The 15,910-nt window shown below is 56.8% G+C and carries 15 protein-coding genes and 2 pseudogenes; 6 read left to right on the top strand and 11 right to left on the bottom strand.

All coding sequences use genetic code 11. The annotated features are described in order from the left end of the window. The coding region (locus K290_RS35370) for a transposase (RefSeq protein ID WP_202595645.1) at positions 1-280 on the top strand (280 nt) is incomplete at its 5' end. 561 nt (positions 281-841) lie between these two features. Here K290_RS35370 and thiS read toward each other — a convergent pair. The 11 genes and pseudogenes from thiS to ccoN form a co-directional block, all read right to left on the bottom strand. Then, on the bottom strand, positions 842-1,039 hold the full coding sequence (thiS, locus tag K290_RS0129835) for a sulfur carrier protein ThiS (RefSeq protein WP_004125916.1): 198 nt from the start codon (positions 1,037-1,039) through the stop codon (positions 842-844). After that, positions 1,030-2,010, bottom strand: a complete 981-nt coding sequence (gene thiO, locus K290_RS0129830) for a glycine oxidase ThiO (protein ID WP_004125914.1) — start codon at positions 2,008-2,010, stop codon at positions 1,030-1,032. The genes thiS and thiO overlap by 10 nt, the downstream gene beginning before the upstream one ends. A gap of 359 nt (positions 2,011-2,369) precedes the next feature. After that, positions 2,370-3,050 (bottom strand): OmpW/AlkL family protein, encoded by a 681-nt coding sequence (locus K290_RS0129825; RefSeq protein WP_004125911.1) that lies wholly within the window; start codon positions 3,048-3,050, stop codon positions 2,370-2,372. Between the two features lie 347 nt (positions 3,051-3,397). Then, positions 3,398-3,538 (bottom strand): annotated as a pseudogene (gene ccoS, locus K290_RS38585) (cbb3-type cytochrome oxidase assembly protein CcoS); the annotation flags it as partial. After that, positions 3,535-5,820 carry a cation-translocating P-type ATPase gene (locus K290_RS0129815; RefSeq protein ID WP_004125906.1) on the bottom strand — a complete coding sequence of 762 codons (2,286 nt, stop codon included), beginning with the start codon at positions 5,818-5,820 and terminating at the stop codon, positions 3,535-3,537. The pseudogene ccoS and the gene K290_RS0129815, both read right to left, overlap by 4 nt. Continuing rightward, complete coding sequence (locus K290_RS0129810; RefSeq protein ID WP_004125905.1) at positions 5,817-6,311, bottom strand: FixH family protein; 495 nt, start codon at positions 6,309-6,311, stop codon at positions 5,817-5,819. Before K290_RS0129810 ends, K290_RS0129815 begins: the two co-directional genes overlap by 4 nt. After that, positions 6,308-7,882: a cytochrome c oxidase accessory protein CcoG gene (gene ccoG, locus K290_RS0129805; protein WP_004125904.1), complete on the bottom strand. Its 1,575-nt coding sequence runs from the start codon at positions 7,880-7,882 to the stop codon at positions 6,308-6,310. The genes K290_RS0129810 and ccoG overlap by 4 nt, the downstream gene beginning before the upstream one ends. A gap of 376 nt (positions 7,883-8,258) precedes the next feature. After that, on the bottom strand, positions 8,259-9,122 hold the full coding sequence (gene ccoP / locus K290_RS0129795; RefSeq protein ID WP_004125903.1) for a cytochrome-c oxidase, cbb3-type subunit III: 864 nt from the start codon (positions 9,120-9,122) through the stop codon (positions 8,259-8,261). 1 nt (position 9,123) lies between these two features. Then, entirely contained in the window at positions 9,124-9,276 is a 153-nt protein-coding gene (locus K290_RS0129790) for a CcoQ/FixQ family Cbb3-type cytochrome c oxidase assembly chaperone (protein ID WP_028755102.1), read from the bottom strand. 9 nt (positions 9,277-9,285) lie between these two features. Then, positions 9,286-10,017, bottom strand: coding sequence for a cytochrome-c oxidase, cbb3-type subunit II (gene ccoO / locus K290_RS0129785; protein WP_004125901.1), 732 nt, complete (start codon positions 10,015-10,017; stop codon positions 9,286-9,288). 7 nt (positions 10,018-10,024) lie between these two features. Further along, positions 10,025-11,641, bottom strand: coding sequence for a cytochrome-c oxidase, cbb3-type subunit I (gene ccoN, locus K290_RS0129780; RefSeq protein WP_004125900.1), 1,617 nt, complete (start codon positions 11,639-11,641; stop codon positions 10,025-10,027). Positions 11,642-11,985: 344 nt separating this feature from the next. Between ccoN and K290_RS0129775 the strand changes: the two genes are divergently transcribed. From K290_RS0129775 to K290_RS38580, 5 genes and pseudogenes are all read left to right on the top strand, one after another. Then, positions 11,986-12,429 carry a pseudoazurin gene (locus K290_RS0129775; protein ID WP_004125898.1) on the top strand — a complete coding sequence of 148 codons (444 nt, stop codon included), beginning with the start codon at positions 11,986-11,988 and terminating at the stop codon, positions 12,427-12,429. A gap of 23 nt (positions 12,430-12,452) precedes the next feature. Beyond that, positions 12,453-13,805 (top strand): STM4012 family radical SAM protein, encoded by a 1,353-nt coding sequence (locus K290_RS0129770; protein WP_004125896.1) that lies wholly within the window; start codon positions 12,453-12,455, stop codon positions 13,803-13,805. Then, positions 13,802-14,770, top strand: a complete 969-nt coding sequence (locus K290_RS0129765; protein WP_004125894.1) for a class I SAM-dependent methyltransferase — start codon at positions 13,802-13,804, stop codon at positions 14,768-14,770. The genes K290_RS0129770 and K290_RS0129765 overlap by 4 nt, the downstream gene beginning before the upstream one ends. A 92-nt stretch (positions 14,771-14,862) precedes the next feature. Next, positions 14,863-15,321 (top strand): annotated as a pseudogene (locus tag K290_RS39015) (MFS transporter); the annotation flags it as partial. Between the two features lie 151 nt (positions 15,322-15,472). Further along, on the top strand, positions 15,473-15,841 hold the full coding sequence (locus tag K290_RS38580) for an MFS transporter (protein ID WP_240535516.1): 369 nt from the start codon (positions 15,473-15,475) through the stop codon (positions 15,839-15,841). Positions 15,842-15,910 lie beyond the last annotated feature (69 nt).

Raw genomic sequence — 15,910 nt, 5'->3', positions numbered from 1 at the left:
CAGTGCCGAGCAAGACGTGCTCGCCTACATGACCTTTCCCAAGCAGCATTGGGCCAAACTTCACTCGACCAACCCCATTGAGCGATTGAACGGTGAGATCAAGCGGCGCACAGAGGTCGTCGGCATTTTCCCCAACGACGACGCCATCGTGCGCCTGGTCGGTGCGCTGCTGCTCGAACAGAACGATGAATGGGCCGTCCAGCGATCCCGCTACATGACACTTGAGACAATCGCCACAATGAGCGATGATCCGCTCATCAGCCTGCCAGCAGCAAGCTGATACTCATCCGACCCTCTGGGATGAGCCGTGGTCGTCTAAGCTACACCACGTCCTGGGACATGATCTAGACCTGTCCTGCATTTCTCTCTTAACTGCACTGCGATTATGCTTATTTTCTAAAAGATTAACCGTGACGTGTCGTTAGCCACGCATCCCGAATTTTGCCGCAGCGTCCATTTTGTTTGCTGGTTCAAAATTTTTTCGTTTCAGGCATGGGTGCAGTGTCTCGGCGCTTCGGCTCCCAATGCGCGATGTTGTTTAGGGCACCTCTAGGCCTCTTTACTCCGATCCATCGCCTGGTTCAGCTTAGGATTCGCATGCAATAGAGTATCCCTCACCACTGCAGCACTATCCGCCCCGTTCTCGAAGACCGGCGACGCGTTCCACAGTCAGCCGACGATCACCACAAGCGCTATGCTGCCGATTCGCGCCTTCGATCCCCGATGCGATCAAGACTCTGCGGCGCGCGTGACCGCATGGGCTAGGACGGCTGGCGAGGGATAGCGGGCGGTGCCGAGCAGCAGGGTGACCCAATCTGGCTTCCATAGAGATCGAGCACGATCAGCCTCCTTGCATGGGTGTCAGTATCTCGATCCTGTCATAGTCGGCGAAAATATGTTCGTCGCGATCTTCGCGATGAACCAGTTCGCCGTTGGCGGCTGTTGCCAGCCAGTCGCCTTCATGGTCGAGTGCGGCCAAAAGCTGCGAAAGCGTCTTAGCGGCGATGGACTGCGTTTCGCCATTGATGATCAGGTGCATTGGAAACTCCTTTGCTTCGTCCGATCGGAAAAGACGAGATCGGCCGCTTCGGCCGCCATTGTGGGCGCCAGCAGAAAACCGTGGCGATAAAGGCCGTTCACGTGGATGACTCTGCCGTCCCGCATCACGCGCGGAAAATTGTCGGGAAAGGCCGGGCGGATGCCGGCGCCAGTTTCGACCACGGTGGCGTCCGCAAAGGCCGGATGCAGTGTATAGGCTGCGTTCAGCAGTTCCATCGTCGAGCGTGCGGTGATCGCCCCGTCGAATTCCGTCTCGATCATCGTCGCCCCGACCATAAACAGGCCTTCGCCGCGAGGGACGACATAGACGGGAAAGCGAGGATGCAGCAGGCGGATAGGCCTGGCGAGCATGACCTCCTCTGTATGCAGATAGAGCATTTCGCCGCGCACGCCGCGCAGATCGCGACTTTGCCCGATGCGGGCAGCACCGGTGCAATCAACGATATCTGGGAAATCGTCTTCGCTCACATCATCGCTAGTAAAGACGACGCCTGCTGCCGACAGCAGCTCTTTCAACGTCCGTAGCGCCTGACGGGGGTTCAGATGAGCTTCATGTTGGAAGAACAGACCCCTGCGAAAACGCTGTGCAAGGGCGGGATCCAGCTCGGCTATGCCATCTTCGTCCAACCATTCATACCCAGACGTACGGGCCGCAAAGCGGCCGAGTTCGCCCGAATCCCGCTGAGGTGCGGCGACCAGTGTCCCTTTATGAATGACTTGGCCGGGCAGGACGGCATCCCACCATTCCACGGCCATTTTCCCCAACGTCATTACTCTCTCGTCGGCGTTTACCCGCTCGCACCAGGGCGCCAGCATGCCGCCGGCGAGCCAGGATGCAGAGCGCCCGAATCCAAGATGCGGGTCGGAGACTGTTACGTGAGCGCCGCGCGCGCACAGTTGACGTGCTACTGTTAGGCCGGCAATTCCGGCGCCCTTAACGAGAACCCGCAATGTCATGCTCCCATAGGCATATAGAGATCGCCCCCTTACGGGCATTTGCGACTACGTAATCCAGCCCCTCCTTTTGCGCCTCGGCGTCGATGTCGTGCGATATTCGTACGAGCAGAATTCGGGCCGCACCTGGATACGAGGCTCAAGTGAACTCTTTGGGTGCTCGGCGGTGCTGTGACTTGCTTGCGAATTTGTCCATTTCTCAAGTTACTCCACTTCGAGTTGACCTTGATCTTCTCATAAAGTTGATGACCAAGTCGGCATGCACGTACCCAGCATCACTAACGCCAACGCCATCCAAACGCTGGTCGAGCCTTGGATGACGCAAGTCGCTAAACACCAAGCGATTTTATGAGGGCCTAGAAACGATAGGTTACGCCCGCGCCAAGCAGCCATGGATCGAGCCTGGCCTTGCCGCTGACGTTGGCCCCGCCGACGTTGGCGTCGAAATCAGGCCTTAGGAAGATCTTTTTGGCGTCGACGTTCACACCCCAGTGATCGTCGATCATATAGTCGAAGCCGGCCTGGAGCGCGACACCGAAGGAGTTCTTGACATCAAGGCTGCGAGCACTTTTTCCCGACTGGTTGTAAAACAGCGTATAGTTGAGGCCGGCGCCGACATATGGCCGAAAAGCGCCAAGGTCGGTGAAATGGTATTGTAGGGTGAGCGTTGGCGGCAGCAGCCAAGTCTTGCCGATCTCGCCGAGCGCTGAAATCGAGCCGCCGCCATGCACCTTAGCGTAGGTTGTGCCCAGGATGAGTTCAGCGGCGATATTCTCGGTGAAGAAATACGAGATGTCGAATTCCGGCACGACCGTGTCCGAAAAGGAAAGATCCGAACCCGGCAAGCCGTCGACGCGCCCAGAGTCAGTAGTGATCACACCAAGCGCGCGCAGCCGCATCTGCCATGGGTTTCTGTTGGCTGCCGCGGGAATGGGAGCCCTACTTGGTGGTGTCGTCAGATCGGCAGCGTGCGCGGTGCTCACGATACCCAATATTGCAGTAGCGATGATGACCCGTATGATGTCCTTGGAAGTCATTCTTGTCTCCTTCGATCTGAAATTCGTGAATCGAGGAGCAGTAACATCGGCTGGCACGTCAGGATTTGAGGCGGCTCAACTAAAGAAAATTGGACTGCCTGTCGCAGACAAACCCTGGCCTTGTGTGGCAATTTCGCAACGTTTCAGTCACTTGAATGACGTTTGGCATGAGACGTGTTGGATTATCCGGGCAGAAAGCCTCGCGCAATTCAACGCGGTTTCGAATCATCATTTCGGAAAAACCTCTTCGTGTAAGACCGTCTGTGGATTCCAGGCAGTTGGGAATTTAGCAGTTTCGTCGGGTCATCTGCACTGGCGCTTGTCGATTGTTGCGCCCCCTCGGGCGCATTATCCTCACTCACTAAGATGCGCCACGAAGCCCCTTCCAAATCATCATACTGTCCGCTCTTTAGCGACCACAGAAAGCCTCCCAGCCCGAGCGTACCCATGAACAATGCCAGCGGGATCAAATAGATCAGCATATTCATATGGACCCTCCTGCTGAGGCTGCATGTTTGCCATCATGCCTAAGTTGCTCCCGCCGATTCCAGTGGTTGAGTCGCAATGCATTCGTCACGACGATCAGCGAAGACGACGACATGGCGACGGCGGCGATAAGCGGCGTCGCATAGCCCGCGATAGCGATGGGAACAGCGAGCACATTGTAACCGATGGCAAGGGCGAAGTTCTGACGGATCAAAGCTGCCGCGCGCCGCGCGACGCAGATCGCCTCCGGAACCGCGTCGAGACGGTCATTCAGGAAAACCAGGTCTGCCGCCTGTCGGCCAATGTCGGACGCAGTCGCGGGAGCCATCGACACATGCGCCGCCGTAAGTGCCGGCGCATCGTTGATGCCGTCACCAACCATCATGACCTTGTTGCCCGCCTCGGCCAAGCGTGTGCACTCTTCCACTTTCTGTTTCGGATCCAATTCCGCAATCCAGCGATCCACATGCAATAGCCGCGCTGTCGACTCGACGACGGCTTGCCGATCGCCAGACAGGATCATCGTCTGCAGCCCTGCAAGACCGAGCTGACGAATGGCTACGGCTACTCCGGGGCGAAGCGTGTCTTCGAAATAGAATCGGGCAAGTGCGATACCGTTCCTCGACAGAACGACCTCGGAGAGCGAGTCATCCGCTTCTTTTTCTTCTCGGGGCGGGATCGAACAAGCGAACTCCATATGGCCGAGACGATATAGCCCCCTGGCGGTTTCGACTTCCAGGCCCGCGCCCGGTATCTCGACGACGCTGTCGAACCGTTGCCCCTTGCCGCCGGCACTCCGCAGCAACGCCTGAGAGAGCGGATGGCGGGAATGCGCAGCAATTCCGGCCGCGATCGCCCTTTCCTCCGACCCCACATCCACCATCTCGACGAGCCGCGGCTGGCCCATCGTCAACGTGCCGGTCTTGTCAAACGCGACGGCATCGATTTCCGCGAGACGCTCCAAAGCGGAGCCGTCCTTGATCATGATGCCGCGGCGAAACAGGTTGCCTGCGGCAACAACCTGGACGACCGGCACTGCTAGACCAAGCGCGCAAGGACAAGTGATGATCAGCACCGCGACGGCGACAAGCATGGCATGCTTCCAATCTCCACCAAGGGAGCCCCAGGCAAGAAAGGAAAGCAGCGCAAGTAAATGAACCGCCGGAGCGTAAAGGCCGGCTGCACGATCCGCGACCCTGCGATAGCGCGCCCTGCCTCCTTCTGCTGCCTCCATAAGGTTGATGGTTTCCGCAAGCAGCGAGTTTTGCGCCGTCTTCGTCGCGCGAATGGTCAATGACGCCATGAGGTTCATCGCACCAGATCTCACCTCCGCGCTGTTCGCGACAGCAACTGGTATACTTTCGCCCGTGACAATAGAGAGATCCAGCTCGCTCGTACCTGCGGTCACGGCGCCGTCGACGGGGATGCGTTCGCCGGCAGCGATGAAAACATGATCACCGATGCTGATATCTTCAATCGCGGTGTAGCGCTTGCTCCCATCGGCAGCTATCACCAGCGCGCCGCGTGGCGCAAGTCTCGCCAGGCTGTTGACCGCGGCTCGCGCCTTTTGCCGCATGATGTGGTCGAGCGTGCGGCCAATGAGCAGGAAGAACAGCAGCGACACGGAGGCGTCAAACCATGCATGCTCTCCGTGATGGATCGTCTCCCACAACGATACGGCATAGGAGAGCGTGACAGCGAGCGAAATCGGCACATCCATGTTGGTGCGCCCATTCTTCAAGGCATTCCAAGCCGATCGAAAAAAGAAACGGCCGCCATAAATTAGGGCCGGCGCTGTAATCATCGCGGAAATCCAATGAAACAGGTCTCGCGTTGCTGCATCTGCACCGGACCAGACCGATACCGAGAGCAGCATGATATTGGCTGCGGCAAAGCCGCAGACACCAACGGCCAAGAGCAATTGATTGCGCAGACTATTCGTCTGGGGCGCGGCGGGAGTGAAAATATGCGCCCGGTACCCGGCTTCGGTGATCGCGGACAGAATACCCGACGGATCGACGACAGCATTATCAAGGTGCTCGACATAGGTGCAACTGACCCGCCGCGCAGTCAGGTTGACCCGGGCGCGCGTTACATAGGGTAACCTGCATAAGGACCGTTCAATGGTCGAAATGCAAGCGCCACAGTGCATATCGGGAACGCTGAGGTCCAATTGACGAAGGCCCTCCCCCAGCGGATGGCTGGCGAGGACGATCTCCTCGGCACTGGCGCAGCTATTGCTCGTTGTCATGACGCTTTCCGCGTCCATCGTGCAGCAGGTCATTGTCCAAACTCCGCCGTGTCGATGCGCCTAGCCTCATGCATTACCGTGACACCGTCTCTGCGCGAGACGGTTTCCACGATCCAGTCGCCTCCCTCAATGCGATGTTTCGCTTCGAAATGGCCTTCGCTTGTCTTCGTCAGTGCAAGCGCGAAGTCCTCCCGGTCGCCCACGGGCCTTCTGAACGTCAGCGTCACGTCGTCAACCACCGCCGGCGACCCGTCACGGTTATGAATATCGTACTGAATGACATCGCGGCGCAGTAACAGATCGCCCGAAATGCCGCTGCTCGCCATAGCACGCATGGCGGCGGCCTTGCCGTTGAATTCCTGGCTTGCCACATAGGTATTTTCCACCACAAGCCCGCTCCAGCTCGTGGAAGCGAGAACTGCCATCGTCACGTTCACTCCGATCACCACGGCGAAGAACGCAACAATGACGATCAGCATATGGCGGCCGGTGAAGGGACCTCCGGTGATAACTTGGCTTCTCATTTCGGCGCTCCCGGCACGTTGAAGGCGGCCCGGTGCGTAGCCCGATCCGCATGATTTTCGTCCTCTATGACGAACAGGAATTCCTTGATTGTTTCCGGCTTGGCCTTTTGCGTGACGAACACTTTGAGCGAGGTGGCCGCGTCCGGATCCACATCGACAGTGAAGTGCCGGCCTTCCTCCTTCGAGAGTTCGGGGATCTTCATCGTCGCTCCCTCCGCGCCGTCCAGTCGGATATCGATTCTCCTCGGCATCGGCACCATATTGAGCACGCGAAGCGTATAGCCGTTGCGGATCGATCCATCGGACTCCAGGACATATTGCGGATTGCGGTCGTGAACCACGTTCAGTTCCAGCCGCTCCCGGAGCGCCAAATGCACGAGCATCGCCACCCCGATCGCTGCCCAAACAGCCGCATAGAAAAGAACGCGCGGCCTGAAGATCACGCGCCAGTTGAAGTGCTGGATATTCTCGATGAAGTCGCCATCGGCGTTTCGCACGAGATGCGGTTGCACAGGGCTCGCGCCACCATTCGTCGCCAGGTTCATGTTCGCGGCATACTCGCTTAGCGTCGCATAGGAGATCACGCCGCGTGGCTTATCGAGCTTATTCATCACACCGTCGCAGGCGTCGATGCACAAGGCGCAGGTGATGCATTCCATTTGCTGACCGTCGCGGATATCTATCCCCATCGGACAGACGGCAACGCAAGCGTTGCAGTCCACGCAATCGCCGGTAGCCAGGCCCGCCGCTTGGGCTTTTTTGGCGTGACGGGAGCGCGGCTCACCGCGCCAGTCGTTGTAGGTCACGACGAGGGAATTTTCGTCCAGCATCGCGCCCTGGATGCGGGGCCACGGACACATGTAGGTGCAGACCTGTTCCCTCATCAGCCCGCCAAGAATGTAAGTGGTCGAGGTGAGAAGGGCGACCGTGGCATAGGCGACGGCCGGCGCCTGGCCCTTGAATAAGGCAACAGCAAGGGATGGCGCATCCGCGAAATAGAAGATCCATACGCCGCCTGTGAGGACGCCGATAAGAACCCATATGCCATGTATGGCGACCCGCTTTGCAATCTTGTCCGGTGTCCAGGGACTCGCATCGAGTTTCATGCGCGCGTTGCGATCACCTTCGATCGCGCGTTCCACGACAAGGAAGACATCGACCCATACCGTCTGTGGACAGGCATAACCACACCATGCCCGCCCCACCGCCGACGTTACGAGAAACAGGCCAAAGCCAGCCATGACAAGCAGACCGGCCACATAGAAGAACTCCTGTGGCCATATCTCGATGAAAAAGAAGAAGAAGCGACGAGAGGCGAGGTCGATGAGAATCGCCTGGTCGGGCGCATATGGACCTCGGTCCCAGCGAATCCACGGAGAAAGATGGTAGATGCCGAGCGTGATCAGCATGATGATCCATTTGAATCGCCGGAACCGACCCTGCGCTCGCTTTGGAAACACTTTCTTTCGCGCGGCATAAAGCGGCTGACGGTTGCGCCGGACACCAACGTCGTCGGCGCCTGTCCGTTCGATGCGATCGTCACCTGTCATGGGAGCTATGGTGAGGATCATCGCATACCATCCTGTTGATGATCCTCATCCTGCATTTGACGAACCAAGCGTTCTCGACGCAAGTCCGGGAGAGAAAAAGCAAGCCTATCGGCTCAATCAAAAGGAGAGCCACACTCCGGGAGGGGGGTGTGGCCCGGAGGAACTACGAGCCACAGCACGAAGGGACGTCCTCCAGGCCCGGAGAATAGCAGCTTGCTAGCTTGCGATCGTTGAGTGAAATCAAAACGCTGCTAACTTTTTCAGTTCTACGAGCAAGTTTTCTGGCTGTCCGAACGCAACCGCATTGCGTAGAGAGACAAGATCGTGATCGACTGCTGACCGTATCGCCATCAGGCCATAAAGATTGTGATGCACGTGAATTCGTGATTTTTCTTTTCTATTTTCCACCGCCCAAGGAATGAACAAACACCGTCAACTCCTTCACGGTGGTTTCGCCCAGCCGGGCAGACCAAGCTGGCATAACGCCGTGTTTGGGCAGGGTCACCTGGCGGATGATCGCTTGCTCCCCTCGCCCCTTAAGCCAGATCGCGTCGGCGAGATTTGGTGCGCCAAACTCCTGTTTTCCCCTGTCGTCTTCGCCATGACAGACGGCGCAATTGTCGAGGAATACCTGCTTGCCGGCGTCGGCCGCTGCCGGATCGGAAACTGTGTTGGTCAAGGCCCAAATGTAAGCGGCTACCTGGCGTATCTGGGTGCGTTCGAGTACATCACCGAAGGCGGGCATCTCAGAGACATGCGTCTCGGGATCGGCATCGAAGCGGATGCCATGAGCGATTGTCTGTTGAATGGCGGGAAGACTGCCGCCCCATAGCCAATCGTCGTCGTTTAGATTGGGAAACCCCGGAGCGCCGGTGGCACCGGAGCCATGACACGGCGCGCAATTGACCTTGAAGGCCGAGGCGCCGCCTGCAATTGCAAACTCACGCAGCGTTGGGTCGGCATCGATTTCTTCAACGGATTTCGCGGCGATCAGAACATCGAGGCGAGCCTGCTCAATCTTGGCGTTGTTCATTTCGTGCTGCAGTTCAGCCCGGCTTGAGAACCCGATCAGTCCTTTGGTGGTATCCCTGATCAGGGGTATGGAGGGATAGGCGATGGCATAGCCGACGGCCCAGAGGATCGTGGCATAGAATGTCCACACCCACCATCGGGGCATGGGATTGTTGAGTTCGCGGATGCCGTCCCACTCATGGCCCGTTGTTTCGACGCCGCTGAGTTCGTCTATAGGTTTGTCCGACATCTCAATCGTCCTTTAAAGGTATGTCAGCGGCTTCGTTGGCGCCTTTTTTGCTGCCTGGCCGGAGCGTGAAGGCTATAGCCCCCACGAAAAACAAGGCCAGTGCGAGGAGCCCCCAACTGTCGGCGAAGTGACGCATTGCAGTGTATGTTTCCACGGAGGCACCTCAGCGATAGCCGGTGGCATCGTCGTAAGTCGAGAAATCAACCAGCGTTCCGAGCATTTGCAGATATGCGACGAGCGCGTCCACCTCGGTCAGCCTGGCGGCATCGCCATCGAAATCGCCGACCTTCGCTTTCGGATATCGCGCCAGCAGATCCGTCGTATTTGCGTTTGGATCGGCTTGCGCCCGCATGTCGGCTTCCGCATTCGCCAGCATGTCTTGGCTATAGGGTACGCCGACATCCTCGTTCGCCTTGAGATCCATGCCGATATCCTTAACCGTGACCTCCCTCTCCTTGAGAAAGGCGTAAGTAGGCATGATCGACTCCGGCACCACCTCGCGCGGGTTGGACAGATGCTGGACGTGCCACTCATTGGAATAACGACCGCCGACACGCGCCAGATCCGGTCCCGTGCGCTTCGAGCCCCACTGGAACGGATGGTCATACATGGACTCGGCGGCGAGCGAATAATGGCCGTAACGCTCCACTTCGTCGCGGAACGGTCGGATCATCTGGCTATGGCAGAGATAGCAGCCTTCGCGGATGTAGATATTGCGCCCGGCCAGCTCGAGAGGCGTGTACGGGCGCATGCCTTCCACCTTCTCGATCGTGTTCTGGAGATAGAACAGCGGCGCGATCTCGACGATGCCGCCAATGCTGACCACCAACAGCGACCCGACAAGCAGAAGGGTAGCATTTTTCTCGATGATCTGGTGTTTGGCGAGTATTGACATGTTTCTCTCACTCGGCGGCCTTGGCGATGAAAGCGCTGGGGATCGCGGCTTCGTCGCGCTGGCGGCCCCGGATGGTCATTGCGACGTTCCAGGCCATGATCACTCCCCCTGCCAGATAGAGAGCACCACCGACGGCGCGCAGAAGATAATAGGGGAACATCGCAGCCACGGTCTCTGCGAAGGAATAGACGAGGAAACCCTGACTATTGTATTCGCGCCACATCAGGCCTTGCTGGATGCCGGCGACCCACAGCACCGCGGCGTAGATAACGATGCCCAGCGTGGCGAGCCAGAAATGCCAGTTGACCATACGGAGGCTGTAAAGCCGCTCGCGCCCCCAGAGCTTTGGCGTCAGGTAGTAGATGGCGCCGAACGTGATCATGCCGACCCAGCCGAGCGCGCCGGAATGAACGTGACCGATGGTCCATTCGGTATAGTGACTGAGCGAGTTGACCGTCTTGACCGACATCATCGGGCCTTCGAAGGTCGACATGCCATAAAAGGCGATCGCGACGATCATCATGCGGATGATCGGGTCGGTACGGATCTTGTCCCAGGCGCCCGAAAGAGTCATCAGACCGTTGATCATGCCGCCCCAGGAAGGCATCCACAGCATCACCGAGAAGACCATGCCCAAAGTCTGCGCCCAATCGGGCAATGCCGTGTAATGCAGATGATGCGGACCAGCCCAGATGTACATGAAGATCAGGGCCCAGAAATGGATGATCGACAGGCGATAGGAATAGATTGGGCGGTTCGCCTGCTTCGGTACGAAATAGTACATCATGCCAAGGAAGCCGGCGGTCAGGAAAAAGCCGACGGCGTTGTGGCCGTACCACCATTGTGTCAGGGCACCCTGCACGCCCGAAAATAGCGAATAGCTCTTTGAGCCAAGGAAAGACACCGGCATCGCGAGATTGTTGACGACATGCAGCACGGCGATGGTGACGATGAAACTCAGATAGAACCAGTTCGCGACATAGATGTGCGGCTCCTTGCGCTTCAGGATCGTTCCCAAAAAGGTGACAAGATAGGCGACCCAGACAATGGTGAGCCAGATGTCGACATACCATTCGGGCTCGGCATATTCGCGAGCCTGCGTGATCCCGAGAACATAGCCGGTCGCGGCCATGACGATGAAAAGTTGATATCCCCAGAACACGAACCAACCGAGATTGCCGCCGAAGAGCCGGGCTCGGCAGGTGCGCTGGACGACGTAAAAGGAGGTCATTATCAACCCGTTGCCGCCGAAGGCGAAGATGACGGCAGAGGTATGAAGTGGGCGCAAGCGACCAAAATTGAAATACGGCGCGACGTTCAGATCCGGATAGGCAAGTTGCAGGGCGATCACGACACCGATCAGGAAGCCGATCACCCCCCAAAAGACGGTGGCAATCAATCCATAGCGGATGACCTCGTCAAAATAGGCTCCGTTTTTGGGTTTGGCGCTCACTGTCACGGGGGAAAAATCAATTCGCCGCAGAAGCAGTACCGTGCCCGCTAGCAAACAGAAGAACAGTATCCCCATGTGGGTTGCAAAAAGCTGGTCATGAGCGACCCCCGCGCCGACCAGTGCCAAAAAAGCCCCGACCGCAACCAGCATGGTTTCAGCGGTGTAATTCATGTCATGCTTCCCGATGTACAGACGACCACGCCAAAGGCGGCCGCCTTTCTCGCCACTTTTGGGAACTATTCGCACGTGACGGGCACTCAGTCCTTGATCTCTCTCAACGAACGCCGCGATTTTGTTTGATGATCACCTGATTGCATCCAACTGCGCTTTGATCACCCGCGGATGAGGCGCCCCTCGAGTGCCGCAGCGACTTCGTCCGCGCGCGGATGGACACCGGCGCGCGGGCTTGACGTAGAAATTGATCAAAGATTGCTCGATCTCAAGGAATGTCAGCCCGTTCGCGCCTAAAGCTTCGGGCGGACAATTAATCGGGCTATCGCGAAAGGAGATCAGAAATGGGTTTGAAAATCTGTCCGATCGTCGCAACGGCGATGCTGACCGCATCAGCGATGCCACTGATGGCGGCGGACCACCAAATCCGGATGTTGAACAGGGGCACGGACGGCGCAATGGTTTTTGAGCCAGGTTTCACGAAGATCGCACCAGGCGACACGGTGACGTTTATTCCGGTTGATAAGGGACACAATGTCGAAACGTTCAAAGGTTTGATCCCAAAAGGCGCACCGGAGTTCAAATCTAAAGCGAACGAGGAATATCGCGCAAAACTCGATATGCCCGGGGCCTATGTGGTGAAATGCACGCCGCATATGAGCTTGGGCATGGTGGCCCTCATTCAAGTTGGCGACAGCCCCACCAATCTCGATGCCATCAAGACTGCAACCGTTCCAAATCTCGTGCGCAAGCGCCTTGACGCCGACCTCGCGCAGATTGCCGAATAGTGCCGGCCGCAGGAGAAAGGAGCATGCAATCATTTGCAAATTCCTTGAGGGAAGCCATCGGCAAAGGCGACCTCAAGGCGTATGTATACAGCTACCCCCCAAAACGGACATATAAAGAGCTTGAAAACATTCGATTGAGCGATGTGTGGGATTCAAACGACCAGGCGCCGGTAGCGTTATACATACATGTGCCATTTTGCCGATATAGGTGCACCTATTGCACGCTCTTTCTGACCACGCGGCACACGGAGGATCTTATTCGACGTTATGTCGAAAAGATCTGCTGGCAGATAAGCCTTTATGCAACATTTGCCGGTCACAGATCTGTCGCATCGGTCTATATCGGCGGCGGAACCCCAACTCTCCTGCCCATCGATCGGCTGGCCCAGATTTTCTCTTCCGTTCGAGATGGCTTTCCAAATATCGACCGTTCGACCGAGGTGTGCGTCGAAGGATCTCCCGACACTGTGTCGGGGGAACTGCTGGATTTTTTGAAGAACCAAGGCGTGAACCGGATCAGCATGGGAATCCAAACGATGGATTCCGTCGAACTGAGAGCGTCCGGCCGCCCATATCAGGTTTCTGTGTCGATTTCGTCCATTGAAGCAGTTCGCAAGCGTTTCGATAACTTCAATCTCGACTTGATCTACGGCCTCTTCCGTCAAACGCCGGAAAGTTGGAAGCGCTCGCTGGAGCAGATTTTGTCCTTTCGGCCAACAACCGTTTCGCTTTATCCGGCGATCAGCCGGCCGCTCACTGCTATGCAAAAGCAGCAGCGATCTCGACCGCAAGAATATGTGGAAGACCGCCTCAAATATGAGATCTACGACAGCAATGTCGATTTTATGCAGGACAATGAGTATCGACAGGAATCTTTCACCCGTTTTACCTGCCTTCCAGAAGGCACCAGCGCCTACGGCCAGGAAACCTCTGACTTCCTCGGTGTTCCGATGATAGGCATCGGAGCAGGCGCGCGAAGTTATAACGGGAAATATCACTACAGCCTCGACTATGCCGTCGCGCTGAAGAATGTCGGCAAAGCCATCGACGATTATATACATCTCGAGATGACTAGTCGGAATTTGCTGAAATACGGAGTTATATTAGACGAATCCGAAGAACGGTTGAGATATTTTATACTTAACCTTACGCTCAACCAGCTTTCAGAAGCAGATTATTCACGACGATTCGGACGGGACCTCCGCGCCGATTTTTTGGAGGTGATAGATGCTCTGGAAGTCGAAGGCTGCATCGATTTGCGGGGCGATGGCGCCATTGCTCTGACCCGGAAAGGTTACAAGTACAGCAACCTGATAGCGCATCATCTCTTCTCGGACCACGTGAAAATCCGTGAAGAAAGGTACGTTCCTAAATGAAAAACAGCGAGCGGTTTTGGGAACGAGGCTATTCGGATCCCAACGTCTGGACGATGGGCGGGCCAAGCGTCGAAGTCTATGAGATAGAACAGCAACTGCCAAGAAACGCAATGGTCGTCGACCTAGGATGCGGCGAAGGCAGGAACGCTCTCTTTCTTGCATTCAGGGGGCATGCGGTAACTGCATTGGAACCGTCATCGAGCGCGGTCAGAAAACTGCGATCGGTTGCAGACGAACATTCGTTGAATATCGATGTGATCGAAGGGAGAATCGAGGATTTCGTCCCTGATGAGAGATACGACCTGGCTTTGGCACACTCGTCGTTGCACTTTGTGACCAAGGATGTGTGGGTTCCGTTGATCAACGAGTTGAGACAACGGACCAACGAGGGTGGATTTCACAATTTTACATCGATCATCGGGACTTCCCGGTATCCGGTCCCGTACGAGTGCCGGCACGCGAATTCATTTGATCGGGGCGATCTCGACTCACTCTATGCAGACTGGCAGGTACTACGCTCTGATTTTTACGCGAAATGGGATTCCCATCCCGGGATTGCGACGCATGTCCACGCCGTAGAAAAGTTCCTCTCTAGAAAGGCAGGACCCGACGGCCCTTTGCCATTCACCAAAGTCGACCTGTCGAACAGCGACGCTCTGCCTGGCGATTTGTTCGAAAAGATCCCGCTCGGGATCCACGTTGAGGACCTCAGACTGTTATGCAACCGGCCGACGACGGTCAATCGGATCGAAATGCCCGGACTGAACCTTACCTCGCCAATCGAACTGACCCGCGGCTATGCTGTTGAAGAGTGGTTCTTTGGCAAGCATGCGCTTCAATTCACGCAAGGCGTGCTGACGGGCAAGTACGAGTACTTTACGCAGCCGATCTCGTTGCAAACTGTTCCCAGGGCGTCCAATCGGTATGAGGCAGGAGCCCATCTCGGCCCGCAAAAAACTGATTGAAGTCAGGGCATACGAGGACTGATGAGAGCATCGGGCAGAGCTGGTGGAAAAGAGACCGCGCAAGCGCCGGCCAATCCAGCGCAGTTGGCGGTATGAATCGAATTCTCGTACTCACTACTGCTGTGTTTATCACCGGATTGGCCGAGAACGTTTTCATCGGGGTGCTGCCGAATGTAGCCGGCAGCCTTGGAGTAGGCGAGTCCGAAGCAAGTATCCTCATTTCAGTGTTCTCGGTCACCTACGCGTTCTTCGCGCCGATAGCTACACTGATTTCCTATCGCTTCGATGTAAAACCGACGCTCCTCGCGGCCATGTCAATCTTTGCAGGGAGCAATGTGCCGGTTGTGATCGGTGGATCGGGGCTGCTCCCAATAAGCGCCTCGAGGATCATCACGGCTATGGCTTGCGCGCAGATATCGGTATGCGCCGTCGGTTGTGCAGTTCAGATCGTCTCGGAAAGATATCGAGCTCGTGCCATAGCCTCCGTGTACCTTGGAATAAGCGGCTCGCTTTTTTTGGGGGTACCTCTGGGCGTGTGGATTACACATTTGATTGGTTGGCGCCGCCGTAGGCCTTGCAATGATTGGCCTATCTGTCGTCGCTATATGGCTTGTAATCGTCGTGCTACCGAATGTCGGGTCGCCGAGCAAGCGCTCGCCTTTTGGCAAACTGTATCTAGCTCATTTCCGGGATCGCAATCAGATGATGGCGCAGCGTGTTTCTATTTTGTTCATTGCAGGTCATTTCACCCTCTTCAGTTATTTGACCTCTTACGCCGCGAGCAAGGGGTTCTTCGGGCCACACTGGGAGGCCTTTCTTTACGCCGTTTTCGGGTCGTCGGGCATGGCGGGGGGCGTGCTGGCCGGTATTCTTTCTGACCTCGCAGGTCGTCGGCTCGCGCTGGTCGCGAGCCCTGCAATCTATCTCGTCACAACGTTGCTGCTATGCGTGTCAGAAAGCAGCATCTTTTTTTCGCCAGCCTTTCAATTTGGGGATGCGCGAGCTGGTCGATTTCGCCGATCGTCCAGAGCGATATTGCGGATCTCGGCCGAAGCCCGAGCGACATTATAATCGGTGCGAATGTCACCGCAATGCACGTGGGCGTTGCCGGCGGTACCGTAGTCGGCGGCAGGCTTATTG

The sequence above is a fragment of the Rhizobium leucaenae USDA 9039 genome, assembly GCF_000426285.1.
GTDB lineage: Bacteria > Pseudomonadota > Alphaproteobacteria > Rhizobiales > Rhizobiaceae > Rhizobium > Rhizobium leucaenae.
This window is presented reverse-complemented; position numbering and strand designations above follow the sequence as displayed.